The sequence below is a fragment of the Nocardia sp. NPDC059229 genome, from assembly GCF_042754165.1.
GTDB lineage: Bacteria > Actinomycetota > Actinomycetes > Mycobacteriales > Mycobacteriaceae > Nocardia.
In genome coordinates this window covers 630,416-653,457 of sequence record NZ_JBHZAK010000001.1, presented here as the reverse complement: position 1 = coordinate 653,457, position 23,042 = coordinate 630,416, and the positions used below count along the sequence as shown (strand labels likewise).

Here is a 23,042-nt window from a genome sequence, read left to right as displayed (position 1 = left end):
TCCTCTCGGCCGACCTGCGTCAGGACCCGGGCGTCGCGCTCAGCCTATCCGCTGAGCACGCCTTCCCCGATGATCTCCACGGATGTTCCGGATCAGGGCAGGGGCGGCGGGCGGTCGGGCACCAGCAGTGCGGCGATGGCAACGCCGATGGGGATGGCGTTGTCGGTGTCGGGCTTGGCGGTCGGGCCCAGGGTGGCGTAGACGACGATGGTGGTGTCGGATTTGGTGTCGTAGAGGGCGATGCCGTTGTAGCCGCCGTAGGCGGGGTTCATGAACAGCCAGTCGGCCATGTGGGGCACGCCGAAGGCGAAGTACTTCTGGGCGGTGAGCGGGCCGAGGCCGGCGGTGGAGGGGGCCATCATCTGCTGGAACTGGCTGCTGGAGAGCAGTTCTCCCGTGCCGAGGGCCCGGACCCAGCGGCCCACGTCGGTGACGGTGGAATTCATGTTGCCGGAGTGCAGGAATGCCGTCGGGTTCCAGAAGGTGGCGTCTTCGAAGATCTTTCGCTCGTCGGTGTAGCCGTGCAGGATCGGCTCGTCGATCCGGGCGGTGCGGACCACCGCGGAATGCCGCATGCCGAGCGGGCCCAGGACGTACTGGGAGATCAGGTCGCCCAGCGATTTGCCGCTGGCCAGCTGCAGCACCTCGCCCAGGACGACCAGGTCGCTGTGGGCGTAGGCGAAGCTGGTGCCGGGATCGAACAGGGGCGGGCGGGCATTGGCCAGGTCGAACAGCTCCTGGGCGGTCCAGGTGTGGAACGGATTGTCGGCGAAGCGTTTCAGGAAGTCGGGGTCGGTGACGTAGTCGGAGATTCCGGAGGTGCTGTCGGCGAGCATCCGCGGGGTGATTCGGTCGGCGCGCGGGAAGGCCGGCAGCCATTCGGCGATCGGCTGGTCCATGGACAGGGTGCCGGCCGCGTCCAGATGCCACAGCACGGTGGACAGCATCGGCTCCATGGGCTGGCCCACCCGCAGCTGCATGTCGGTGGTGGCGGGGATGCCCAGCGGCGAGTCGCCCGCCGCGCCGATGGTGATCGGCTCCTTGCCCCGCCACACCCCGAAAACCGCTGCGGTGAGGTCGAGTTGGGTGAGTTTGGTGCGCACGATATCGGCGATCTGCGCGGCTTCGGGGGAGTTGGTGCCGGAGCTCTGCGTCTCACCGCCCCGATCGGATCCGCAGGCACCGGCGGCCACGATCAGCACGATCGCCAGGACCGCACCCACTCGGCATCGAGTCGACACACCCATCACCGGATCCCTTCATCGAAGAAGACGGCCCGAGCAGCGTGGATGACAATCTACGCCGCCACTCCGGCCGTCTTCGCCATGGATCACCGGGGTTCAGCTGAGCGGCACAGCGTTCAGCTGGGCTGGGGGGCGGCCGGGACGGGCTGGGTTGCCGGCGCCGGATTGATCAGACCGTCCGCCACGCCGACGGCCGCCCCGACACCTGCGCCGAGCGCCATGAACGGTGCGGCGACCATGGCATAGCCGATGGCGCCGCCGATGGCCGGGACGATGACCAGGCCGATCGGTGCGAAGGGGAGTCCGGCGATTGCGCCCGAGACCACGCCGACCAGTGCGCCCGTCCACGCGATCGGACTGGCCAGGACGGACCCGACCGATGCGCCGATGGCCGCGTCACCGAGGACGGCCTTCGCGACACTGGTGGAGCGGGCATGTTCGAGCCCGGCCGCTTCGAGCGACTGCGCCAGACCGGTTTCCGTGCCCGCGGTCGCGGTATTGATCTGCTGGGTTTGCTCGGGGGTCAGAAAGAACGGCCGGTCGAGCTGGAGGGTGCCGATGTGAATCGACGAGTCCGGGATATCCAGGGCCGGCTGATTCGCCACGGCCGATGGCGCTTCCTCGGCCAGGGCGGGTGTTGCTCCCAGGAGAACCAGGGAGAGGGGAAGAGCCCCCGCAACGGCGACCCGGGCCGCACGCCGACAAAGCTGAACCGAACTTGTGGGCTGCCTTGTGCCCATAGGGAAACCTCATTCCGAGATGTCGATGACTTCGCATCAGGATTCGAAACCGGAACCCTCTCGGATCTGTCCAGATTATGGGAATTGTTGGCAGCGATCGGTTTTGCGAGGCACGGGAAGAAGTTGTGCGAGGTATGGGAGGAAATTTTGAGGCCCGCGCACTGTCGTGCACGGGCCCCGGAACGGTCAGCCGCCGTGCATCCGCGGGCCCGGGCCGCCCCAATTGTGGTGGCCGTGATGGCCGTGGTGCATGAGGAGCAGCATGCCCACGATGTAGAGGATGGCGAACAGGACGAAGAGGGCGCCGCCGATCCAGAGGGAGAGGATGCCGAGGTAGCGGGCTCGGTGCGAGGCATAGCGGGCGCCGTCGGCATCGCCTTCGGACCACAGGGGAAAGACGTTCAGGGCGTGGGTGAACGCGGAGAAGGAGAGGGGCCAGAAGAACAGGAGGGACGCGACGGCCCAGCCGATATTGTTCGGCGGGCGAGTGATGGGTCGCTGTGTGGTTGCGGGGGTTGTGGCCGCGTCTGGAAGCTCGGTTGTTCGGGGCTCGTCGGGCGTTGCGGCCGGTTCGGGGTTCGCGGCCGGTTCAGGGGTCGTCATGGCAGCATCCTTTTCGAATTGCCTGGTCCGCGAGTTTTCGCGGGTTCTATGAGGTCGATTACGACATCGCTGTCTGGTAGTCGACCGAGAACCGCCGGTGAGATTGCTGCGTAGAAGATTCGAGAACTATCGGAGGTCGTCGGACAGGGCGGCGGCGACCTCTGTCAGCAGCGGTGCGGCGCGGTCGATGAGCTCCTCGGTCATCCGGCCCACCGGGCCGGACACCGAAATGGCCAGCCGGGCAGGCGCTTTGGGCACGGCGACCGCCACGCAGCGCACGCCGAGCTCCTGCTCGCCCTCGTCCATGGCGTATCCGGTGCGCGCGGCCTCGTCCAGCTGCCGGGCGAACTCCTCCGGATCGGTGATGGTGTTGTCGGTGTAGCGCGGCATTCCGGTGCGCTGCAACAGCTCTCGGGTCAGGTCCGGCGCCGATCCGGCCAGGATGGCCTTGCCCACGGCCGTGCAGTGCGGCAGCACCCGCCGGCCCACCTCGGTGAACATGCGCATGGAGTGCCGCGACTGCACCTGCGCCACATAGACGATCTGATCGCCGTCCAGCATGGCCATGTTCGCGGATTCTCCGAGCTCGTCGACCAGCCGGGACAGGTGCGGGCGGGCCAGTACCGCTAGCATTTGCGAGGAGCTCTCACCGAGCTTGATCAGCTTGGGGCCCAGCACATATTTGCGCGACGGCTCTTGGTGCAGGTAGCCCAGATCCACCAGGGTGCGCACCAGCCGGTGAATGGTCGGCAGCGGCAGCCCCGACTCCGTGGCGAGCTGGGACAGGCCCATCATGCCGCCCTCGTCGGCCATCAGCTCCAGCAGGGCGAACGCGCGCTCGATGGACTGCACGCCTCCGGTGCCGCTCTTGGGCTCCTTCGCTGCTGGCACCCCGGTCCTCCTCAGTTTTTCCGAATGCCGGAATTCTAGGGCAGATCGTAGATCACCTGTTCTGCCCAGTAGCCTGAGGCCCATGCGGCTACGCGCGGAGTTCACGACCGAACCGTTCCATGGCGAAGGGGAGACGCCGCCGCATGCCAGAGCGGCTCTTGAACTCGCGGAATCGGCCGGTCTGGAATGTGATTTCGGTCCGCTCGGCACCTCGGTGGCCGGGACCGACGACCGACTGCTGCCGGTGCTGGGCGAGATCATGGTGACCGCCTTCGCGCACGGGGCGACCCGGGTGACCATGCAGGTCGAGCAGGATGACTGAGCGTTCGCCGATGGACGAGTCGCACCCCGTGCTGGTGACCCTCGCCCCGCTGCTGGAGAGAACCGGCGGCCGGCTGGTGCCCGCGCAGGAGGCCACCGCCGATGATGTCCCCCTGGTCTGGGAAGGAACGACCCTGGCCTGCGTGCGTTTCGGTCCACCCGAGTCCGACACCCTCGGCGGCCTGGAGCGGCTGCTGGACGAGGTGGCGGCGGAGCTGGGCGGCCCGCTGGCCGGTCTGCCGCGCGTCGAGAAGCAGCGTGCTGTGCGATTGCTGGAAGAGCGGGGCGCCTTCACGTTCCGTAAGTCGGCGGAGACCGTGGCGGCGGCGCTGGGTGTCACCCGCTTCACCGTCTACAACTACCTGAACCGCGAACGCGCCTGACCGGTCTGTCGGCCGACCGATATATATTCAACGAATTGTTGACGGCCAATGTGGCCCGTGCCACTCTTCTCGGATAGCGGAATGACCCTTCCGTTATCCGAGAGAGGTTGCGCCAATGGAGACGTTGAGCGAACGCGGTTCACCTGCGGGCCAAAGAGTTTCGACGCCATACCGAGGACTTTCGACGGTCGTCCGGCCGTCGCGATCGGGCCGACTGCGCGACGGAAGTGCTGCTTCCTCCGCTGATCGAGGGGGCCGGCCCGCCCGTGACTGCTGAATCCGCACCCGGCGTCCCGGGAACTCCCTCCACGTCGGAGTCCACCGCACCGGCGGTCCTGGAACCCGAAGCGCCCGAACGACATCCGGTCGATGTCGTCCCGCCGCCCTGGCAGTTGCTCGCCGGCGGCCTGCAGCACATCGCCGCCATGGTCGCGGGCGTCGTGGCGCCACCGCTGATCGTGGGCGCCGCGGTCGGCCTGGGCACCCGGGACACGGTCATGCTCATCACCGCGAGCCTGTTCACCGCCGGACTCGCCACCCTGCTGCAGTCCTTGGGCTGGTGGAAGTTCGGCGCGCGGCTGCCGCTCATCAATGGCGGATCGTTCGCGGCGGTGGGGCCGATCCTGGCGATCGCCAAGGATGCCGCGCCGGGCGAGGCGCTGCCGGTCATCTTCGGGGCCACCCTGGTGGCGGGCGTGCTGGCCGTCTTCGCCGCCCCGTATTTCTCACGGCTGCACCGGTTTTTCCCGCCGATCGTGGGTGGCACGGTCATCTCGCTCATCGGCCTGTCGCTGCTGCCGGTCGCGCTCGGCTGGATCAGCGGCGCGGGCGAGGGTTCCATGGGCTCGGCGCATGTGCCGCTGAAGAACCTGCTGGACGCGGCGATCGCGCTGGTGGTCGTGCTGCTGTGCCATCGATTCCTGAAAGGGTTCGGGCGGCAGCTGGCCCTGCTGATCGGACTGGTCGCGGGTTCGCTGGCGGGATGGCCACTGGGACTGCTGGATACGGGCCCGGTGCGCAACAGCGCGCTGGTCGGTTTCATACCGCCCATGCACTTCGGCGCACCGCAGTTCCAGATCGGTGCGATCGTTTCACTGTGCATCGTCATGCTCGTGGTGATGACCGAGTCGACCGCGACCATGATCGCGCTCGGCGAGATCGTGGACCGGCCCGCCGAGGAGCAGCACATCGCGGGTGGTCTGCGGGCGGCCGGTGTCGGCACCATGCTGGCCTCGGTCATGGGCGGATTCGCCTGCGGCGCTTTCGCGCAGAACGTCGGACTGGTGGCGCTCACCCGCATGTACAGCCGTTTCGTCGTGGCCGCCAGCGGTGCGCTGCTGGTGCTGCTGGGGTTGTTCCCGGTGGCGAGCGCGGTGGTGGAGCTGGTGCCGAAACCAGCCCTGGGCGGAACGGGTCTCGTACTGTTCGGGACGGTCGCCGCGAGCGGTATTCGCACCCTGGCCAAGGCCGATCTGCACGATCCGATCAACTCCCTGATCGTGGGCGTCGCGCTGTTCATCGGCATGACACCGACGGTCGCGCCCTCGTTCTACGCCGGTCTGCCGGGACCGGTGTCGATCATCCTGGCGTCGGGGATCAGTGCGGGCTGTCTGGCGGCCCTGGTGTTGCACCAGCTGTTCAGATCCCGCACCAGCGCCGCCCTGGCGGCGGCACCGGCCGCGCGGAATACCTAGCCGACGCCGGTGTGATGATCCGCGGCGGAGGGTCGACCACGGTCGGCCCGCCGCCGCTGTCCGCGTTTCGGGGTGGCCGGCACGTATGCTCGGCTAGCGCCCTGACCTGCGGTCTCTGTATATTTTCAACAAAATGTTGACGAGTTGTTGTGGCCCGTGACACTCTTCTCGAGTAGCGGAATCACCCTTCCGCTATCCGAGAGAGGTAGCGCCGATGGTGACATTGAGCGAATTCAATTCGACAGCCGGGGAACAACTCCGGCCGGACCTGCTGACCTGCTGTGACGTGCCCGCGTGGGCCGACGGCGTGCTGGCGGCCCGGCCCTATGCCGATATCGACAGCGTGCTCGCCCGGGCCGGCGAGCTGGCCGGCGCCCTGAGCGGAGCCGAGGTGGATCGCGCGCTGGCCGCGCACCCCCGCATCGGTGACCGCGTGTCGGGCACCGACACCGGATCCGCGTGGTCACGCCAGGAGCAGGCGGGGGTCGGCCAGGACGTGGCCATCGCCGCGCAGCTGCCGGACGGCAATCGCGCCTACGAGAAGCGTTTCGGCCGGGTCTTCCTGATCTGCGCCACCGGCCTGTCCGCCGAGCAGATTCTGGCGAGCCTGCACCAGCGACTCACCAACGACGACGCCACCGAGGCGGCCGTGGTGGCCGAGGAGCTGCGCAAGATCGCGGTCCTGCGCCTGCGAAAGGTATTCGAGCAGTGAGCACCATTACGACGCACATCCTGGACTCCGCGCTGGGCAAGCCCGCGGCCGGTGTCGAGGTGCGGCTGGAACAGGTCGGCCCGGACGCGCGGGTGCTGGCCGAGGGCAAGACCGATGACGACGGCCGGATCCGCGATCTCGGCCCCGAAGGGCTCGCGGCCGGTGTCTACCGGCTCACCTTCGATATCGAAAGCTATGCCGCCGCAACGAATCAGACCTACTTCTACCCGTCGGTCTCCATCACCTTCAAGGTCGCCGGGGCGGCAGGCGAGCACTACCACGTGCCCCTGCTCATGAGCCCCTTCGCCTATTCCACCTACCGAGGAAGCTGAACTCACATGGCAATCAAGCTGGGACAGAACCAGTACGGCAAGGCCGAGAACCGCGTCGTCCGTGTCTACCGCGACACCCCGCGCCACCAGATCCGCGACCTGAATGTCTCCTCGGCGCTGCGCGGCGACTTCGCCGACGCCCACATCACCGGTGACCAGGGCGACGTGCTGCCCACCGACACCCAGAAGAACACGGCCTTCTCCTTCGCCAAGGAGAAGGGCGTGCACTCCATCGAGGAGTTCGGCCTCACCCTCGCCGACCACTTCATCTCCCGGGCCCCCACCGCCACCGGTGCGCGCGTCGAGATCGAGGAGTACGCCTGGGATCGCATCGAGGTCGACGGCCAGGGCCACGATCACTCGTTCGTGAAGTCGGGCCGGGGCGTACGCACCACCGTGGTGAACGTCGACGGCGTCGGTCCGGATCGCAAGGCCCACGTGGTCTCCGGCGTGAAGGACCTGACCCTGCTGAAGACCACGGGCTCGGAGTTCCACGGCTTCTTCAAGGACAAGTACACCACCCTGCAGCCGACCAACGACCGCATCATGGCGACCTCGCTGGTGGCCCGGTGGCGCTACAACCACACCGATGTCGACTGGGACAAGACCTACGACGCCATCCTCAAGACCATCCTGCGGCAGTTCGCCGTGGTGCACTCGCTGGCTCTGCAGCAGACCCTCTACTCCATGGGCCGCGCGGTGCTCGAGCAGTTCACCGAGGTCGCCGAAATCCGTTTCTCGGCCCCGAACAAGCACCACTTCCTGGTGGACCTGAGCCCCTTCAATGTCGACAACCCGGGCGAGGTCTTCATCGCCGCGGACCGTCCGTACGGCCTGATCGAGGCCACCGTCGAGCGCGACGACGCCAACGAGGCCGGGAACGCCTGGCTCGCCACCCCGGGCTTTTGCTAACTGGCTCAGTGCTGATCTAGGAGGTGCGGCGATGGGTGATGACCAGAGCCGCGTGACAGAGACCATCACCCGTCCCGAGGATGCGCGACATCCCCTGGGCCAGTTGGTGGTCTACGGAACTCAGCACATCCTGACGATGTACGGCGGTGTGATCGCACCGCCGCTGATCGTCGGCGGTGCGGCCGGGCTCTCGGTGTCGGACATGGCCCTGCTGGTGACGGCGGGCCTGTTCCTCTCCGGTCTGGCCACCCTGCTACAGACCCTCGGTATCGGGCCGGTCGGCTCCAGATTGCCGATCGTGCAGGGCATTTCGTTCGCCAGTGTCTCGACGATGGTCACCATCGCGAGCGACGGCGGACTCCGGCCGGTCTTCGGCGCGATCATCGTCGCCGGTCTGATCGGGCTGGTGCTGTCCAGTTTCTTCGCCAAGCTGGTACGGCTCGTCCCGGCCGTGGTGACCGGGACGATCATCACGGTGATCGGACTCTCGTTGCTGCCCACCGCATTCCGGTGGGCGATGGGCAACGATCCCAAGGCGGCCGATTACGGCTCGATGGGCAATATCGGTTTCGCGGGGCTGACCCTGCTCATCATTCTGGTGATCAGCCGGCTCTTCCAGGGCGCGATCTCGCGGCTGTCGATCCTGATCGGCCTGGCGATCGGCACCCTGCTGGCCGTGGTCACCCACCACGCCGACTTCTCGGCGGTCGGCAAGGCGAAAATCATTGCGTTGCCGCCGATCCTGCACTTCGGCGGGCCGACCTTCGAGGCCGGGGCGATCGTGTCCATGACCATCGTGATCCTGGTGATCATGACCGAGACCACCGCCGACATCCTTGCCATCGGTGAGATCGTCGGTACCGAGGTGGATTCGGCGCGGGTGGCGGCCGGCCTGCGGGCCGACATGCTCTCCACCACGGTCGCGCCGGTGTTCGGCAGCTTCCCGTGCAGCGCCTTCGCGCAGAACGTGGGACTGGTGGCGCTCACCGGCATCAAGAGCCGATTCGTGGTCGCGACAGGTGGTTTGGTGCTCGTACTGCTGGGCTTGTTCCCGGTGGTGGGCGCGGTGGTGGCCGGGATTCCGTATCCGGTGCTGGGCGGTGCGGGCATCGTCCTGTTCGGGTCCGTGGCGGCGAGCGGTATCCGCACGCTGGCGCGGGTGGACTTCACCGACAACCTCAATATGGTCATCGTCGCGGTGGCCATGGGTGTGGGCCTGATTCCGATTGCGGCACCGACGTTCTGGGACAGGTTCCCGACCTGGCTCGGGGTGATCATGCACTCCGGCATCTCCGCAACGGCGGTGGTGGCGATCTCGTTGAACCTGGTGTTCAACGAGATCAAGGGTGGAAACAAGGCGGGCGCTTCGGTGTTCGCGGCAGCCGAGGATCGCAAGGACGATCTGGGCGAGCGCCTGGACGACGATATCCGCGATTGAGTCGACGACATCCGCGTCTGAATCGGCTATTTCGTATATCTCGTGCCGTACTGGCCGGTAGCTCCCGGAACTCTCTTGACGGGGTTGTTTCGGGAGCACTAGCATTTTCATATCCCGAAAAAATATTTCCGCATTGTGGAAAATAGCGGAAGCGCTGCGGGAACGAACTGGAGGGATTCCTGATGACCCACTCGCTCAACTACGCCGTGAACTGCTCGCTGCTGTTCACCGAGCTGCCCATCCTGGAGCGCCCGGAAGCCGTGCGGCAGGCCGGATTCGACGCCATCGAGTTCTGGTGGCCCTTCGCCGAGGCGGTCCCGTCGGACCGAGACGTGGACGCCTTCGTCGCCGCCGTGCAGAACGCGGGCGTGCAGCTGATCGGCCTCAACTTCTTCGCCGGTGACATGGCCGGCGGCGACCGTGGCCTGGTCTCCTGGCCGTCGCGGTCCGCGGAGTTCAAGGACAATATCGACGTCACGGTCGGCATCGGAGAACGACTGGGCACCAAGGCTTTCAACGCCCTCTACGGCAACTGCGTCGACGACGCCACCCCGGAACAGCAGGACGAGCTGGCCGTCGGGAATCTGGCGGCGGCGGCCGTGGCCGCCTCCCGGATCGGGGCCACCATCCTGGTCGAGCCCGCCTCCGGCGCGCCGCGCTACCCGCTGCTGAAGGCCGTCGACGGCCTCGCCGTCATCGACAAGGTGCAGGCGTACGCGGGTGTCAGCAATATCGGCCTGCTCGCCGACCTCTACCACCTCGCCGTGAACGGTGACGACGTGGACAAGGTGATCTCCGAGTACACCGACCGGATCGCCCACGTGCAGATCGCCGACAACCCGGGCCGCAACGAGCCGGGCACCGGCGAGCTCCAGCTCGAGCTTCAGCTCACCGACCTCGCGTCGCGCGGCTACCGGGGCTGGGTCGGCCTCGAGTACAAGCCGTCCGGCCGTTCCGAGGACGCCTTCGAATGGCTGCCGCGCGGGCGTCGCGCCGCGAAGTAGCCCGCCGTCCAGAGACCCAGAGAACTTGCCATACAGAGGATTAGGGAACAGATCATGACCAACATCGCTTTCATCGGCCTCGGCATCATGGGCAGCCCGATGGCCGTCCACCTCCAGAACGCCGGCCACGCCGTCAAGGGCTTCGACCGCACCCCGGCGCAGGCCCAGCCGCTGGTCGACGCGGGTGGCCGTGCCGTCACCTCGATCGCGGACGCCGTGCGCGGCGCGGAGGTCATTGCCGTGATGGTGCCGGACTCCCCGCACGTGCAGGAGGTACTGGCCGGTGAGAAGGGTGTCTTCGAGACCGCCGAGCCCGGCGCGCTGATCATCGACTTCTCCAGCATCCGCCCGGATGTCACCCAGGAGCTGGCGAAGCAGGCCGCCGAGCGTGGCTTCCGCCTGCTGGACGCCCCCGTCTCCGGCGGCGAGCCGGGCGCGGTGAACGCGACCCTGTCCATCATGGTCGGCGGCTCGGCCGAGGACTTCGCCACCGCCAAGCCGGTTTTCGACACCGTCGGCAAGACCATCGTGCACGTCGGCACCAATGGCGCGGGCCAGACCGTGAAGGCCGCCAACCAGCTCATCGTGGCCAGCAACATCCAGGCCGTGGCCGAGGCCGTGGTCTTCCTCGAGGCCTACGGCGTCGAGCTGGGCCCCGCCCTGGACGTACTCGGCGGCGGCCTGGCCGGTTCGGCCGTGCTGAACCAGAAGCGCGACAAGATGATCAACCGCGAGTTCGCGCCGGGCTTCCGTATCGACCTGCACCACAAGGACATGGGCATCTTCACCACCGCCGCGCGTGAGGCCGGTCTGGTGACCCCGGCCGGCTCGCTCATCGCGCAGCTGGTCGCCTCGGCCCGCGCCAATGGCGACGGCCACCTGGACCACTCTGCACTGCTGCGCGGCGTCGAGCGCCTGAGCGGCAAGCTGGACAAGGAGAACTGATTATGGCGCGCATGCGCACCGTCGACGCGGCGGTCCTGATCCTGGAAAAGGAAGGGGCCACACAGGCTTTCGGCCTGCCTGGAGCCGCGATCAACCCGTTCTACAGCGCCATGAAGGCGCACGGCGGCATCAAGCACGTGCTGGCCCGCCACGTCGAGGCCGCCTCGCACATGGCCGAGGGCTTCACCCGGGCCAAGCCCGGCAATATCGGTATCTGCATCGGGACGTCGGGCCCGGCGGGCACCGACATGGTGACCGGTCTGTACGCCGCCAGCGCGGATTCCATTCCGATCCTGTGCATCACGGGCCAGGCCCCGGTGTCCAAGCTGCACAAGGAGGACTTCCAGGCCGTCGACATCGCGTCCATCGCGAAGCCGCTGGCCAAGTGGGCGCACACCGTGCTCGAGCCCGCCCAGGTGCCCGGCGCCTTCCAGAAGGCGTTCTGGCTCATGCGCGAAGGCCGTCCGGGCCCGGTGCTCATCGATCTGCCGATCGACGTGCAGCTGGCCGAGATCGAGTTCGACATCGACACCTACGAGCCGCTGCCCGTGGCTCGCCCGGCCGCCACCCGGGCGCAGGCCGCCAAGGTGCTGCAGATGCTGAACGCCGCGAAGCGTCCGCTGATCATCGCCGGCGGCGGCATCATCAATGCCGACGCCGACGCCCTGCTGGTGAAATTCGCCGAGCTGACCGGTGTTCCGGTGGTCCCGACCCTGATGGGCTGGGGCACCATCGCCGACGATCACGAGCTGAACGCCGGCATGGTGGGTCTGCAGACCTCGCACATCTACGGCAACGAGTCGCTGCTGGCTTCGGACTTCGTGCTGGGTATCGGCAACCGGTGGGCCAACCGCCACACCGGTGGTCTCGACACCTACACCAGGGACCGCAAGTTCGTGCACGTCGACATCGAGCCGACCCAGATCGGCCGGGTCTTCGCGCCCGACTACGGCATCGTCTCCGACGCCGGCGCGGCCCTGGAGCAGTTCATCGCCGTCGCGGAATCCCTTGACGCCGTGGGTGGTCTGACCGACCACGGTGACTGGGCCGAGCAGGTGCGCGCCCGCCGCGCGACCGGACAGCGCAAGACGCACTTCGAGAACGTGCCGCTCAAGCCGCAGCGCGTGTACGAGGAGATGAACAAGGCGTTCGGCCGGGACACCCGATACGTCACCACCATCGGCCTGTCGCAGATCCAGGCCTCGCAGCTGCTGCACGTGTACAAGCCGCGGCACTGGATCAACGCCGGTCAGGCCGGGCCGCTGGGCTGGACCCTGCCCGCCGCGCTGGGTGTCGCCACCGCGTGCAAGGACGAGCAGGTCGTCGCGCTGTCCGGTGACTACGACTTCCAGTTCCTCATCGAGGAATTGGCCGTCGGCGCCCAGTTCAATATCCCGTACATCCATGTGCTGGTGAACAACTCGTACCTGGGGCTGATCCGGCAGGCGCAGCGGGCGTTCGAGATGGACTACTACGTCCAGCTCGACTTCGAGAACATCAACTCGCCCGAGGTCAACGGCTACGGCGTGGACCACGTCAAGGTCGCGGAGGGTCTGGGCTGCAAGGCGATTCGTGTTTTCGAGCCGCAGGACATCGGCCCCGCCTTCGAGAAGGCCAAGTCGCTGATGGCCGAATTCAAGGTGCCCGTCGTGGTCGAGTGCATTCTCGAGCGCGTCACCAATGTGTCCATGGGCGCGCGTGAGATCAACGAGGTCGTGGAGTTCGAGGAGCTGGCCTCGGCCTTCGTCGACGCCCCGACCGCAACCGTCCCGCTGGACTAGAGGATTTCCATGGCTCGTGTGCTGATCGCCTCCGACAAATTCAAGGGCTCGCTGACCGCGGCGCAGGTCGGGGCCGCCGTGCGAGCCGGAATCCGGCGGGCGCGTCCCGACGCCTCGGTGGCGGTCGTGCCCGTGGCCGACGGCGGTGACGGCACCGTCGCCGCCGCGCTCGCGGCCGGTTTCGACGCGGTCCCGCTGACCGCGTCGGGGCCGACCGGGGAACCGGTGCTGACCGCCTACGCCCGCCGCGACGATCTCGCGGTCGTGGAGATGGCGGATGTGTCGGGCCTGGTGCGGCTGCCGGAAGGCCGACTGCGGCCGATGACCGCCACCAGCCGGGGCACCGGCGAGGTGATGGCGGCCGCGGTCGCGGCGGGGTGCCGCCGCATCGTGCTCGGCATCGGCGGCAGTGCCGGAACCGACGGCGGCGCAGGTCTGTTGGAGGCGCTCGGCGCCCGGCTGCTGGACGCGGATGGGCGGCCCATCGGCGACGGCGGGGCGGCTCTCACCCGGGTGCACGCCATCGACCTGACCGCCCTGCGCGAGCGGATGGACGGCGTCGAGGTCACGGTGGCCTCCGATGTCGACAATCCGCTCACCGGGCCCTCTGGGGCCGCTGCGGTCTACGGGCCGCAGAAGGGCGCCGATCCGGCCCAGGTGGCCGAGCTGGACGCCACGCTCGGGCAGTGGGCGCAGCGGCTGGCCGCGGAACTCGGGTCGGATCGGCGCGACGCGGCGGGGGCCGGCGCCGCGGGGGGTGTCGGATTCGCCGCGCTCGCCGTCCTCGGCGCGACCCTGCGGCCCGGCATCGAATTGATGCTGGAGCTGGTCGGTTTCGACGCGCGGCTGGCCGGGGTGGACCTGGTCGTCACCGGCGAGGGCAAGCTCGACGAGCAGACCCTGCACGGCAAGGCGCCCGCGGGCTTGGCGGCGGCCGCGCGGGCCGCGGGGGTGCCGGTGGTCGCCGTGTGCGGCCGGAACACGTTGCCGGCGGACCGGTTGCGCGAAACCGGGTTCGCCGCCGCGTATTCGCTCATCGAGATCGAGCCGGACGAACACCGCTGCCTGAGTGCCGGGGCAATGCTGTTGCAGCAGTTGGGTATTCGCATCGCGCACGAACACCTGCCGGGTGGCGCGGGGGTGGCGGCCGTGGCCGCCGAGCAGTCGGGGGCCGAGAAATGAAGCAGCCGGGAGGCGACGTATGAAACTGCTGCGCGTAGGGGCCCGGGGCGCCGAGCGTCCCGTGGCCATCGATGATGAGGGCGCGCTGCGCGATCTGTCGTCCGTGACCGCCGATATCGACGGCCGGCTGCTGTGTGATCCGGCGGCGCTGAGCGCGGTGCGGTCGTCGCTCGCCGCCGGATCCCTGCCCGAGGTGGATCCGGCCGCGCGGGTCGGCGCACCGATTGCCCGGCCCGGCAAGGTGATCGGCATCGGGCTCAACTACACCGACCACGCCGCCGCCATCGGCGCGGCCATTCCGGAACGGCCCGTGGTGTTCCTGAAGCCCGGCACCACGGTGAGCGGTCCCTATGACGCCATCGAGCTGCCGCCCGGCAGCCGCGCCACCGACCACGAGGTGGAGCTGGGCGTGGTGATCGGCCGCACGCTGCGCGACTGCCCGGATGCCGCCACCGCGCTGGGGGCGGTGGGCGGCTATGTCACTGCCAATGACGTCACCGAGCGCAATGGCATTGCGGGCGAACCGACCTGGGTGAAGGGCAAGTCCTTCGACACCTTCACCCCCATCGGCCCGTGGCTGGTGACACCCGACGAGGTCGCCGAACCGCAGGCGCTGAGCCTGCAGCTGTGGGTGAACGGCCAACAGCGGCAAGCGGGTACGACCGGCAACATGGTCGCCGGGGTTGGCGAACTGCTGCGGTACCTGAGCACGCTGATGACCCTGGAACCCGGTGATCTGGTGCTGACCGGAACCCCGGGCGGTGTCGCGGTCGGCCGGCCGGAGCCGAAACCCTATCTGCGCGACGGTGATGTCGTGGTCGTGGAGGTCGCCGGACTGGGCAGGCAGCAGACCCTGGCCACCGGCGTGCGCGGCTCCGTCGTCACCGGGGGCTGAGTTTCCCGCGGCGGCGTCCGAAGCGCTGCTGGGGCGCCGACCACGTCGCCGCGGGATGATCCGAACGGCCCGGTCACTGTGGGGACCGGGCCGTTCGTCCTGTCCGGGGCCGGCTATCGATCGGGGTACACGCCGAAGAGCGCTCGTTCAGGACTTGTTGCCGCCCAGGCTGAATCGCACGCCGGACGGGTCGGCCACCGCCGCCAGCCGGCCGTACGGGGTGTCCTCGGCGGGTCGCACCACGCTGCCGCCCAGCTCGGCCACCTTGCGCACGGCGGCGTCCACGTCCTCGACGCCGAAGTAGACGGTCCAGTATCCGGGCACACTCGGCGGCAGGAAGCTGGTCGAGTCCATCACCCCGCCCAGCATCGGGGTCACGGAATGAATGGTGGTGTACCGGAATTCGGGCGTATCGGCAATGCTGAACGGGTCCTTCCAGCCGAAGACCTCGCGATAGAACTTCAGGGCGTCGTCGTAGTTGCGCGTGTGCAGTTCGAACCACGAGGGCGCGCCCACATGCCCCTCCCACTGCCCGCCGCCGACCACGCCGCGCTGCTCGAACCCGGCCATGGTCCCGGCTTCCCACACGCCGATCCCGACCCCGCCGTTGTCCCCGAACACGCCGAACTTGCCGAGGTCCCCGACCGCCGTCACCGGCGCCGCGATCATCCCGCCGGACGCCGTGACGGCCGCCGCGGTCGCCTCGGCGTCCGGGCTGGCCAGGTACACGGTCCACTGATCGGGCCCGCTGTTCCCGTCATTGCGCATCCCGCCCGCCACGGCCAGGCCGTCCTTGCGGAAGGTGATGTAGTTGCCGTACTCGGGCGCGACATCCGCGGTCCACCCGAACAGCTCGCCGTAGAAGTCGATAGCGCTGTCGGTGTCGGTGGTGAAGAGATCGGTCCAGACCGGATCGCCCGGCTGCGTCACGTAGGACATGGTCAACTCCTCGAATCGGTATTTCGGTCCCCGGGAATGGAGACGACGCCCGGCTCCGGAAATCATCGTCTTCCGTCGGCCCGAAGCTGGGATGGCGGAAGACGGCGTGTCCGGCACCGGCATGACAACTGTCATGGCCGGGAGGTGATGGTTGGCAGATTCGGCGAGGTCGGCGCGACCGTAGCGTCATTCCTGTAGCGCACAAGCCGATTACAGGAGTTCCGACCATGGCCGACAACATCGCCGCAGTGCCCGCGCCGCAGTCGCAGGACCGGCCGAACCTGCTGCGCATGCTCGCACCGACCGCTCGTGACATCGCGGTGCCGCTCGCGGCGTACTACCTCCTGCACTGGGCCGGGTACTCCGATTTCCTCGCGCTGCTGGCGGGCGCGGTGTTCTCCGGTGTCATGGTCCTCGTCGAGGTGATCCGGGCCCGGCGCGTCGACGCCCTGGCCGCACTCATCCTGGCCGGCTTCGTCTTCGGCATCGCCAGCTCGCTGATCAGCGGCGACGCCCGGATGATGATCGTGCGGGACTCGCTCACCACCGCCGTCATCGGTCTCGCGTTCGGGGTGAGCGCACTGCTCGGCAAGCCGCTGACCTACGTGGCGGCCCGGAAGGCCTTCGCGAACTCACCGGCGAAGCTGGCGGAGATGGAGCACAAGTTCCGCACCAACCCGCTGGTGCGCCGCGTGCACAACCGGATCGCCGGGATGTGGGGCGTGGGCCTGGTCGGCGAGTCCGTGCTGCGGGTGGTGCTCGCCTACCGGCTGCCCATCCACACCATGGCCTGGCTGTCGAGCGCGCTCATGATCGGCGTCACCGTGGTGCTGATGGCGATCACAGTTCGAACCATCAAGCGGGCCAAGCGATCTGAAGAGATCACGGAATCGGGTTACGCTTCGGTCCATGAGTGACGGATCGGTTCCGGATCGCACGCTCGCCGGAACCGCCCGGGTGGAAGCGTTCAGCGACGGGGTGATGGCGATTGCCATCACCCTGTTGATTTTGGATATCCGGGTGCCCGAGCACGAGCCCGGGCACCTGCTGCAGGCGCTGGCGCACATCTGGCCGGCGTATGTGGCCTATCTGGCGTCGTTCATGACGATCGGCGTCGTGTGGATGAACCACCACACCTTCTTCGGGCGATTGCGGCGCATCGACCACGTGCTGCGGTGGTGGAATCTGATGCTGCTGCTGGGCATTTCGCTGGTGCCGTTCCCGACAATTGTGGTGGCCGACAATGTGGTGCACGGGACGCGCCGGGACGCCGTGGTGGCGGTGGCGCTGTACGGGATCGTCGGGGTGGTGATGACCGTGCCGTGGGCGCCCATGTGGTGGCGGCTGGCGAAGCGGCCGGAGATGTTGAAGCCCGGTCTGGGTGCGGATTACGCGCGGCGCGAGAGTTGGCGGGCCTGGCCGGGCATCCTGGTCTACGCGGTGTGCATCGGGGTCGGATTCTGGTCGCCGATCACGGCTCTGGTGCTGTATCTGCTGGTCTCGACGTTCTACGGCCTCAGCAACAAGGGGTGGACGGCACCGTCCGATCCGGATCCCGACGACGAGTAACCCTTGCCAATTTAAGCGATTGTGATTAACTGCCGGGGTGGACAGCACAAGTGTGGCCCGCGGCCCGGTCACCCAGATCGCCTGGGTGGTCGAGGACATCGCGGCCGGTGAACAGTTCCTGAAGACCACCATAAGTGCCGGCGGCTGGATGCGCATGCCCGAGATCCACTTCGGGCCCGAGAGTTGCGTCTACCGTGGCGAACCCGCCGACTTCACCGCGCACATCTCGCTGTCCTACAGCGGCGACACCCAGCTCGAACTCATCCAGCCGGTGCGCGGCCGCTCCATCTACACCGAATTCCTCGAACGCGGCGGGCCGGGCCTGCACCACGTCTGCCTGGAACCCGACGACTTCGACGCCGCGCTGAAAGACGCCGCGGCGCAGGGGATCCCGGTGGTGCAGCGGGGCGACATGAGCGGGCAGATGCGTTTCGCCTACCTCGACGGCGCGGCCTCGGGCGTACCGTTCATCGAACTCGCCGAGATCGGGCCGAATATGCGGCTGTTCTTCGAGCAGATCAAGAAGGATGCGCAGTGAGCACACAGATCCCGGAAACCCTTGCGGCGGCGTCGATTACCGAGTGGTCCGACGAGGTCGACGTGGTCGTGGCCGGATTCGGCATCGCGGGCGGCTGCGCGGCGGTCGAGGCGGCCGCCAACGGGGCCCGCGTACTGGTCCTCGAGCGGGCCGGCGTCGCGGGCGGCACCACCGCGCTGGCCGGCGGGCACTTCTACCTCGGCGGCGGCACCGCCGTGCAGCGGGCGACCGGCCACGACGATTCGGCCGAGGAGATGTACAAGTACCTGCTGTCGGTGGCGCGCGATCCCGAACCGGACAAGATCCGCGCCTACTGCGACGGCAGTGTCGAGCACTTCGACTGGCTGGAGAGCCTGGGCTTCGAATTCGAGCGCAGCTACTACCCGGAGAAGGCGGTCATCCAGCCCGGCACCCAGGGGCTGATGTACACCGGCAACGAAAAGGTCTGGCCCTACCGGGATCAGGCGACGCCCGCGCCGCGCGGGCACAAGGTTCCGGTGCCCGGCGACACCCAGGGCGCGGCCATGATCATCGAGCTGCTGGTGAAGCGGGCCGCCGCGCTCGGCGTCGAGGTGCGGTACGAGACCGGCGTGACCAATCTGATCACCGAGGCCGACGGCAGTGTGGCCGGCGTCAGCTGGAAGCACCTCGGCACCACCGGTGCGGTGCGGGCGAAGTCGGTGGTGCTGGCCGCCGGCGGCTTCGTCATGAACACGGACATGGTGGCCGAGCACGTGCCGTGGCTGACCGAGAAACCCTTCGTGCTCGGGACGCCCTTCGACGACGGGCTGGGGATCCGGCTCGGCGTCTCGGCGGGCGGCGTGACCCGCATGATGGATCAGGCCTTCGTCACCGCGCCCGTGTATCCGCCCGCGAAGCTACTGACCGGAATCGTGGTGAACCAGCGGGGCGAACGCTTCGTGGCCGAGGATTCCTATCACGCGCGAACTTCCGCCTTCGTGCTCGATCAGCCGGGCGCGGTGGCCTACCTGATCGTGGACTCCGAGCACATGGAACGGCCCATGTTCCCGCTCGCGCCGTTCATCGACGGCTGGGAGACCGTCGAGGAGATGGCGACCGCGCTCGGAATCCCGTACGAGGCACTGCGATCCACCCTCGACCGATACAACGAGAATGCGGCCCGCGGCGAGGATCCCGATTTCCACAAGGCGGCCGAATGGCTCGAGCCGCAGGATCACGGGCCGTGGGCGGCCTTCGACCTGACCCTGGGCAAGGCGCTGTACGCGGGCTTCACCCTCGGCGGCCTGCGCACCTCGGCCGACTCGGAAGTGCTGCGGGACAACGGATCAGCGATTCCGGGGCTCTACGCGGCGGGCGCTACCGCCTCCACTCTGGCCCAGGACGGCAAGGGCTATTCCAGCGGCACCCAGCTCGGCGCGGGCTCCTTCTTCGGGCGCCGCGCCGGACGTCACGCCGCCAGCCGCTCCAGCTGACGGATCAGCTCCGAGGCGGTGACGGCATCGAACGACCCGAACGTGCCGCCCCGGAGTTCCACCGCCAGCACCCGCTGGAGCTCGGGCTCGTAGCGATAACCGCCCGCGAGCCCGGGGCCCAGCGTGACGGCCACCTCCCGGGACGGACCGAACCGGCGATACAGGAGCTCTCCTGACAACTCCCAGCCCAGCTGTTGCAGTCCGAACACCCGATCGGTGCGGACCTGACGATCGGTGAAGCGGGACAGGCGATCCGCTTCCGCCTCGTCCGGCGTGAGGGTGTACGTTCGTCGCTCCAGTTGCTCGAACGGCTGACGTAATCGGTTGCCGGCGAACGAATTCCGCCATGTTGCCAGGGATTCCGCGAGGTGCAGTGGGTGGGCCACACCCACCAGCGTCTCGCGCGGCAGCTCGACGGGCCTCTCGTCCACGGCGCGGAGCACGCCCTCGGCATCGATCCGGAACGTGCCCGTCACGGTGCCGCGGCCGTCGAAGCTCGCCCACGCCAGCCGCCGGGCCAGCTGACCGAGCGCGGGATCCTCGAGCACCAGCCGCCGGTGTGCCGCGGCCCGCCAACGCCGGCTGTTCACCATGGCCGCCTCCAGTCGCCGGATCTGGTCGGTGGTCACCGATTTCGGGTCCGCGGGGGCGTGTATTGTGTCCCCGCCGGGAGAGGACGGTTGCGCACCTAGCCGGGCATGCATCCGGAGACTCAATGTCTCCGCGGCGGGCTCGGGCTCCTCGCCGGGCGTGGTCGCCCGCAGCCACGGTGTCATCCGGCCCGCGCCCGGCTCCGGTTCCTCGACGCGCAGGCCCCGCCGTATCTCGGCGACCGCGGCCGCGAACGCGTACCCGTGCTCGTTCATCCAGCTGTCGATGAACCGGTCGATGAACTCCTGCTCCCGCTGCGCCCCGGTCCGGTACGCGATCGCCGCCTGCTGTGCGATGGCGAACACCACCGCCGCGCCCTCCGGCGTGACCGGTCCGGCGGGGTTGGCGGCGTATTCCGCTGCGGCGCAGGCGAATTCGTCAAGCCCGTCCAGCCGGGCCGCCGTCAGCACGGTCTCCACCGCTCGACGGTGCCGGCGCAGGAACTTCCGCACCGCCGTGGTGGCGTGCGGATCGGCCCAGCGCCTCTCCTCGTCGGTCATGCCCGTGATCTTGCCGCCGGGCACCGACAGGTTGCCGGCAGGAGGCGCAGACAGGTTGTCGGCAGGCGGCACCGACAGGTTGCCGACAGCAGGCAGCGACAGATTGTCGGTGGGCGGCGGTAGGGTGGCTCGCTGACGCCCCGATCGGGGTCGCCTCGTGATCATGGGATGGGGGATTTCATGGTTTGGAGCAAGAGCGGAATCCGGGCCGCCCTGGCGGGTCTGGCGGTGGTCCTGCTGGCCGCGTGCGGGAGATCGAGCACGGCGAGCGACCCGTATCAGTGGCTCGAAGAGCTGGACAGTCCCCGCGTGCAATCGTGGGTGGCGGGCGAGAACACGAAGACCCTCGGTGTGCTGGAACAGGATCCGCGCTACGCCGACAATCTGGCCCAGGCGAAGGCGCTGGCGAATGCGGCCGATCGCCTGCCGGTGCCGGAGTTCCACGACGGGATGATCGGCAACTTCTGGCAGGACGCCGACCATCAGCGGGGCATCTGGCGGGAGACGACGGTTGCGGATTACGAATCACCGCAACCACAGTGGCGCACCGTCCTGGATCTGGACGCCCTGGCCCGCGACGAGGGCAAGAACTGGGTGTGGAAGGGCATGTCCTGCGACCCGGTCACCCATCGGCGATGCCTGGTCGAGCTGTCCGAGGGCGGCGAGGACGCCGTCACACTGCGCGAATTCGATCTGGGGACAGGGACGTTCGTGGCCGGCGGATTCGTGCTCGACCGCGGCAAGCAGTACGCCGCCTGGGTGGACACCGACACGCTGCTGGTGTCGCGGGAATGGCAGCCGGGGGAGAAGACCACCTCGGGCTATCCGTACGTCGTGAAGCGTCTGGGGCGCGGGCAGGCGCTCGACCAGGCGGTGGAGATCGTCCGCGGCAGCCAGGATGATGGGCTCGCCACCGCGGCGGTGCTGCTGGACAACGGGACAGGGCGGCGGATGAACCTGGTGGAGCGACGGCCGTCGTTCTACGAGTCGGAGGTCAGCCTGCTCGCGGGCGCGCAGCCCGTGCGGCTGGGGCTGCCGCCGAAGTCCGGGCTCCAGGGCATGGTCGGCAATCGGGTCCTGGTTGCGCTGCAACAGGATTGGACCACCGGCGGCGCCACCTTCAAGTCCGGCTCACTGGTGTCCCTCGACGCCGACGACCTGACTGCGCACCCGGATCAGCCGAAGGCCACCCTCGTATACGAACCCGGGCCGCAGGAGACCCTCGAAGGGGTCATGACGACCCGGGACCACGTGGTGGTGACCTCGCTCTACGACGTGAAGGGCCGCGCCACCGTCTACACCCCGCAGCCCGACGGCGGCTGGACGTCCGCACCGGTTCCCCTGCCCGACAATGCGACCGTCTCCGGCGTGGACGCCGATTCCCAGGGCGAGACGGCCTACCTGTCGGTCACCTCGATGCTCACCCCGGCCACCATCTGGAGACTGGACACCGCGACCGGACGGCTGAACCAGGTGAAAGCCGCACCCGCACGGTTCGATTCGTCCGGGTTCGTGGTGGAGCAACTGAAGGCCACCTCGCCCGACGGGACCAAGGTGCCCTACTTCATCGTGCATCCGGCCACGCTGCCCTACGACGGCAGCACCCCGACGATCCTGTGGGGGTACGGCGGCTTCGCCTCCTCGTCCACGCCGGGCTACAACGGACTGCTCGGCAAGTCGTGGCTGGAACACGGTGGCGCGTATGTCATCGCGAACATCCGCGGCGGCGGCGAATACGGGCCCGCCTGGCACGACGCGGCCCTGAAGACCCACCGGCAGAAGGCCTTCGACGACTTCGCGGCCGTGGCCGACGATCTCGTCGCGCGCAAGATCACCTCGCCGCGGCGGCTGGGGATCCAGGGCGGGTCCAATGGCGGGCTGCTCATGGGTGTCGAATTCACGCAGCATCCCGACCTGTGGAGTGCGGTGGACATCCAGGTTCCGCTGCTGGACATGGTCCGCTACGAGCAGATCGCGGCGGGCGCGTCCTGGGTGGGGGAGTACGGATCGGTGGCCGATCCGGACGAACGTGCCTTCCTCGCCTCCATTTCGCCGTACGCACAGCTGAAGAAGGGCGTGAAGTACCCCGAGCCGCTGATCTGGACGACCACCAAGGACGACCGGGTCGGGCCCCAGCACGCGCGCAAGTTCGCCGCCCGACTAGCCGAATTCGGCGATCCGTACCTGTTCTACGAGGCCACCCAGGGCGGCCACGGGTCCGGCGCGAACAACGACGAGAAGGCGCACACCAGCGCGCTGGAATACACCTACTTCATGCGGCAGCTGATGTGACCGGCTCGGTGTGAGGTGACCG

General features: G+C 68.3%; 23 protein-coding genes. 17 read left to right on the top strand and 6 right to left on the bottom strand.

What is annotated here, in order from left to right; genetic code table 11:
* Positions 1–92 precede the first annotated feature (92 nt).
* The 4 genes from ACFXHE_RS03085 to ACFXHE_RS03070 form a co-directional block, all read right to left on the bottom strand.
* A complete protein-coding gene (locus ACFXHE_RS03085; RefSeq protein WP_379379235.1) occupies positions 93–1,247 on the bottom strand; it encodes a serine hydrolase domain-containing protein in 1,155 nt (384 codons plus the stop codon).
* Positions 1,248–1,360: 113 nt separating this feature from the next.
* Complete coding sequence (locus tag ACFXHE_RS03080) at positions 1,361–1,849, bottom strand: hypothetical protein (protein WP_379379233.1); 489 nt, start codon at positions 1,847–1,849, stop codon at positions 1,361–1,363.
* A gap of 321 nt (positions 1,850–2,170) precedes the next feature.
* Complete coding sequence (locus ACFXHE_RS03075; protein ID WP_379379231.1) at positions 2,171–2,587, bottom strand: CD225/dispanin family protein; 417 nt, start codon at positions 2,585–2,587, stop codon at positions 2,171–2,173.
* A 126-nt stretch (positions 2,588–2,713) separates the two neighbouring features.
* Positions 2,714–3,478, bottom strand: a complete 765-nt coding sequence (locus ACFXHE_RS03070) for an IclR family transcriptional regulator (RefSeq protein WP_379379229.1) — start codon at positions 3,476–3,478, stop codon at positions 2,714–2,716.
* An 82-nt stretch (positions 3,479–3,560) separates the two neighbouring features.
* Here ACFXHE_RS03070 and ACFXHE_RS03065 point away from each other — a divergent pair, with 82 nt between their 5' ends.
* From ACFXHE_RS03065 to ACFXHE_RS03010, 12 genes are all read left to right on the top strand, one after another.
* Positions 3,561–3,800, top strand: a complete 240-nt coding sequence (locus ACFXHE_RS03065) for a thiamine-binding protein (RefSeq protein ID WP_356999696.1) — start codon at positions 3,561–3,563, stop codon at positions 3,798–3,800.
* 10 nt (positions 3,801–3,810) lie between these two features.
* Positions 3,811–4,182 (top strand): helix-turn-helix domain-containing protein, encoded by a 372-nt coding sequence (locus ACFXHE_RS03060; RefSeq protein ID WP_379379227.1) that lies wholly within the window; start codon positions 3,811–3,813, stop codon positions 4,180–4,182.
* Positions 4,183–4,448: 266 nt separating this feature from the next.
* Positions 4,449–5,876 (top strand): nucleobase:cation symporter-2 family protein, encoded by a 1,428-nt coding sequence (locus ACFXHE_RS03055; protein ID WP_379379225.1) that lies wholly within the window; start codon positions 4,449–4,451, stop codon positions 5,874–5,876.
* A gap of 214 nt (positions 5,877–6,090) precedes the next feature.
* Entirely contained in the window at positions 6,091–6,588 is a 498-nt protein-coding gene (gene uraD, locus ACFXHE_RS03050; protein WP_379379223.1) for a 2-oxo-4-hydroxy-4-carboxy-5-ureidoimidazoline decarboxylase, read from the top strand.
* Complete coding sequence (gene uraH, locus ACFXHE_RS03045; protein ID WP_354840832.1) at positions 6,576–6,920, top strand: hydroxyisourate hydrolase; 345 nt, start codon at positions 6,576–6,578, stop codon at positions 6,918–6,920. Before uraD ends, uraH begins: the two co-directional genes overlap by 13 nt.
* 6 nt (positions 6,921–6,926) lie before the next feature.
* Entirely contained in the window at positions 6,927–7,832 is a 906-nt protein-coding gene (gene pucL, locus ACFXHE_RS03040) for a factor-independent urate hydroxylase (protein ID WP_356999686.1), read from the top strand.
* Positions 7,833–7,863: 31 nt separating this feature from the next.
* Positions 7,864–9,270 (top strand): nucleobase:cation symporter-2 family protein, encoded by a 1,407-nt coding sequence (locus tag ACFXHE_RS03035; RefSeq protein ID WP_379379221.1) that lies wholly within the window; start codon positions 7,864–7,866, stop codon positions 9,268–9,270.
* Positions 9,271–9,452: 182 nt separating this feature from the next.
* Entirely contained in the window at positions 9,453–10,274 is an 822-nt protein-coding gene (locus ACFXHE_RS03030; protein WP_379379219.1) for a hydroxypyruvate isomerase family protein, read from the top strand.
* A 54-nt stretch (positions 10,275–10,328) separates the two neighbouring features.
* Complete coding sequence (locus ACFXHE_RS03025; protein ID WP_379379217.1) at positions 10,329–11,219, top strand: 2-hydroxy-3-oxopropionate reductase; 891 nt, start codon at positions 10,329–10,331, stop codon at positions 11,217–11,219.
* Between the two features lie 2 nt (positions 11,220–11,221).
* Positions 11,222–13,000 carry a glyoxylate carboligase gene (gene gcl, locus ACFXHE_RS03020; RefSeq protein ID WP_379379215.1) on the top strand — a complete coding sequence of 593 codons (1,779 nt, stop codon included), beginning with the start codon at positions 11,222–11,224 and terminating at the stop codon, positions 12,998–13,000.
* Between the two features lie 9 nt (positions 13,001–13,009).
* On the top strand, positions 13,010–14,182 hold the full coding sequence (locus tag ACFXHE_RS03015) for a glycerate kinase (protein WP_379379213.1): 1,173 nt from the start codon (positions 13,010–13,012) through the stop codon (positions 14,180–14,182).
* Positions 14,183–14,201: 19 nt separating this feature from the next.
* Positions 14,202–15,077 (top strand): fumarylacetoacetate hydrolase family protein, encoded by an 876-nt coding sequence (locus ACFXHE_RS03010; RefSeq protein ID WP_379379211.1) that lies wholly within the window; start codon positions 14,202–14,204, stop codon positions 15,075–15,077.
* 147 nt (positions 15,078–15,224) lie between these two features.
* On the opposite strand, the gene ACFXHE_RS03005 is transcribed toward ACFXHE_RS03010, so the two are convergent.
* On the bottom strand, positions 15,225–16,016 hold the full coding sequence (locus ACFXHE_RS03005; protein WP_379379209.1) for a VOC family protein: 792 nt from the start codon (positions 16,014–16,016) through the stop codon (positions 15,225–15,227).
* A gap of 227 nt (positions 16,017–16,243) precedes the next feature.
* Between ACFXHE_RS03005 and ACFXHE_RS03000 the strand changes: the two genes are divergently transcribed.
* From ACFXHE_RS03000 to ACFXHE_RS02985, 4 genes are read left to right on the top strand one after another with little or no spacing between them, the layout of a single operon-like run.
* Positions 16,244–16,933 carry a VC0807 family protein gene (locus tag ACFXHE_RS03000; protein ID WP_379379207.1) on the top strand — a complete coding sequence of 230 codons (690 nt, stop codon included), beginning with the start codon at positions 16,244–16,246 and terminating at the stop codon, positions 16,931–16,933.
* The gene (locus ACFXHE_RS02995; protein ID WP_379379205.1) at positions 16,926–17,585 is read left to right on the top strand and encodes a TMEM175 family protein; all 660 of its coding nucleotides are present in this window, start codon (positions 16,926–16,928) and stop codon (positions 17,583–17,585) included. Before ACFXHE_RS03000 ends, ACFXHE_RS02995 begins: the two co-directional genes overlap by 8 nt.
* A gap of 37 nt (positions 17,586–17,622) precedes the next feature.
* Positions 17,623–18,123, top strand: a complete 501-nt coding sequence (locus tag ACFXHE_RS02990) for a VOC family protein (protein WP_379379203.1) — start codon at positions 17,623–17,625, stop codon at positions 18,121–18,123.
* Positions 18,120–19,577, top strand: coding sequence for an FAD-binding protein (locus tag ACFXHE_RS02985; protein WP_379379201.1), 1,458 nt, complete (start codon positions 18,120–18,122; stop codon positions 19,575–19,577). The genes ACFXHE_RS02990 and ACFXHE_RS02985 overlap by 4 nt, the downstream gene beginning before the upstream one ends.
* Here the strand turns inward: ACFXHE_RS02985 and ACFXHE_RS02980 are convergent.
* On the bottom strand, positions 19,553–20,893 hold the full coding sequence (locus ACFXHE_RS02980; RefSeq protein WP_379379199.1) for a DUF4132 domain-containing protein: 1,341 nt from the start codon (positions 20,891–20,893) through the stop codon (positions 19,553–19,555). The genes ACFXHE_RS02985 and ACFXHE_RS02980 overlap by 25 nt on opposite strands.
* 15 nt (positions 20,894–20,908) lie before the next feature.
* Between ACFXHE_RS02980 and ACFXHE_RS02975 the strand changes: the two genes are divergently transcribed.
* On the top strand, positions 20,909–23,020 hold the full coding sequence (locus tag ACFXHE_RS02975; RefSeq protein ID WP_379379197.1) for a prolyl oligopeptidase family protein: 2,112 nt from the start codon (positions 20,909–20,911) through the stop codon (positions 23,018–23,020).
* Positions 23,021–23,042: the final 22 nt, after the last annotated feature.

Bases quoted from the DNA above. Each gene is read 5' to 3' on its own strand.
- ACFXHE_RS03085 (WP_379379235.1), bottom strand. From the start codon at position 1,247: ATGGGTGTGTCGACTCGATGCCGAGTGGGTGCGGTCCTGGCGATCGTG.
- gcl (WP_379379215.1), top strand. From the start codon at position 11,222: ATGGCGCGCATGCGCACCGTCGACGCGGCGGTCCTGATCCTGGAAAAG.
- ACFXHE_RS02975 (WP_379379197.1), top strand. From the start codon at position 20,909: ATGGTTTGGAGCAAGAGCGGAATCCGGGCCGCCCTGGCGGGTCTGGCG.
- ACFXHE_RS03010 (WP_379379211.1), top strand. From the start codon at position 14,202: ATGAAACTGCTGCGCGTAGGGGCCCGGGGCGCCGAGCGTCCCGTGGCC.
- ACFXHE_RS03015 (WP_379379213.1), top strand. From the start codon at position 13,010: ATGGCTCGTGTGCTGATCGCCTCCGACAAATTCAAGGGCTCGCTGACC.
- uraD (WP_379379223.1), top strand. From the start codon at position 6,091: ATGGTGACATTGAGCGAATTCAATTCGACAGCCGGGGAACAACTCCGG.
- ACFXHE_RS02995 (WP_379379205.1), top strand. From the start codon at position 16,926: ATGAGTGACGGATCGGTTCCGGATCGCACGCTCGCCGGAACCGCCCGG.
- ACFXHE_RS03075 (WP_379379231.1), bottom strand. From the start codon at position 2,587: ATGACGACCCCTGAACCGGCCGCGAACCCCGAACCGGCCGCAACGCCC.
- ACFXHE_RS03030 (WP_379379219.1), top strand. From the start codon at position 9,453: ATGACCCACTCGCTCAACTACGCCGTGAACTGCTCGCTGCTGTTCACC.
- ACFXHE_RS03000 (WP_379379207.1), top strand. From the start codon at position 16,244: ATGGCCGACAACATCGCCGCAGTGCCCGCGCCGCAGTCGCAGGACCGG.
- ACFXHE_RS03005 (WP_379379209.1), bottom strand. From the start codon at position 16,016: ATGTCCTACGTGACGCAGCCGGGCGATCCGGTCTGGACCGATCTCTTC.
- pucL (WP_356999686.1), top strand. From the start codon at position 6,927: ATGGCAATCAAGCTGGGACAGAACCAGTACGGCAAGGCCGAGAACCGC.
- ACFXHE_RS03060 (WP_379379227.1), top strand. From the start codon at position 3,811: ATGGACGAGTCGCACCCCGTGCTGGTGACCCTCGCCCCGCTGCTGGAG.
- ACFXHE_RS03035 (WP_379379221.1), top strand. From the start codon at position 7,864: ATGGGTGATGACCAGAGCCGCGTGACAGAGACCATCACCCGTCCCGAG.
- ACFXHE_RS03025 (WP_379379217.1), top strand. From the start codon at position 10,329: ATGACCAACATCGCTTTCATCGGCCTCGGCATCATGGGCAGCCCGATG.
- ACFXHE_RS03065 (WP_356999696.1), top strand. From the start codon at position 3,561: ATGCGGCTACGCGCGGAGTTCACGACCGAACCGTTCCATGGCGAAGGG.
- ACFXHE_RS02980 (WP_379379199.1), bottom strand. From the start codon at position 20,893: ATGATCACGAGGCGACCCCGATCGGGGCGTCAGCGAGCCACCCTACCG.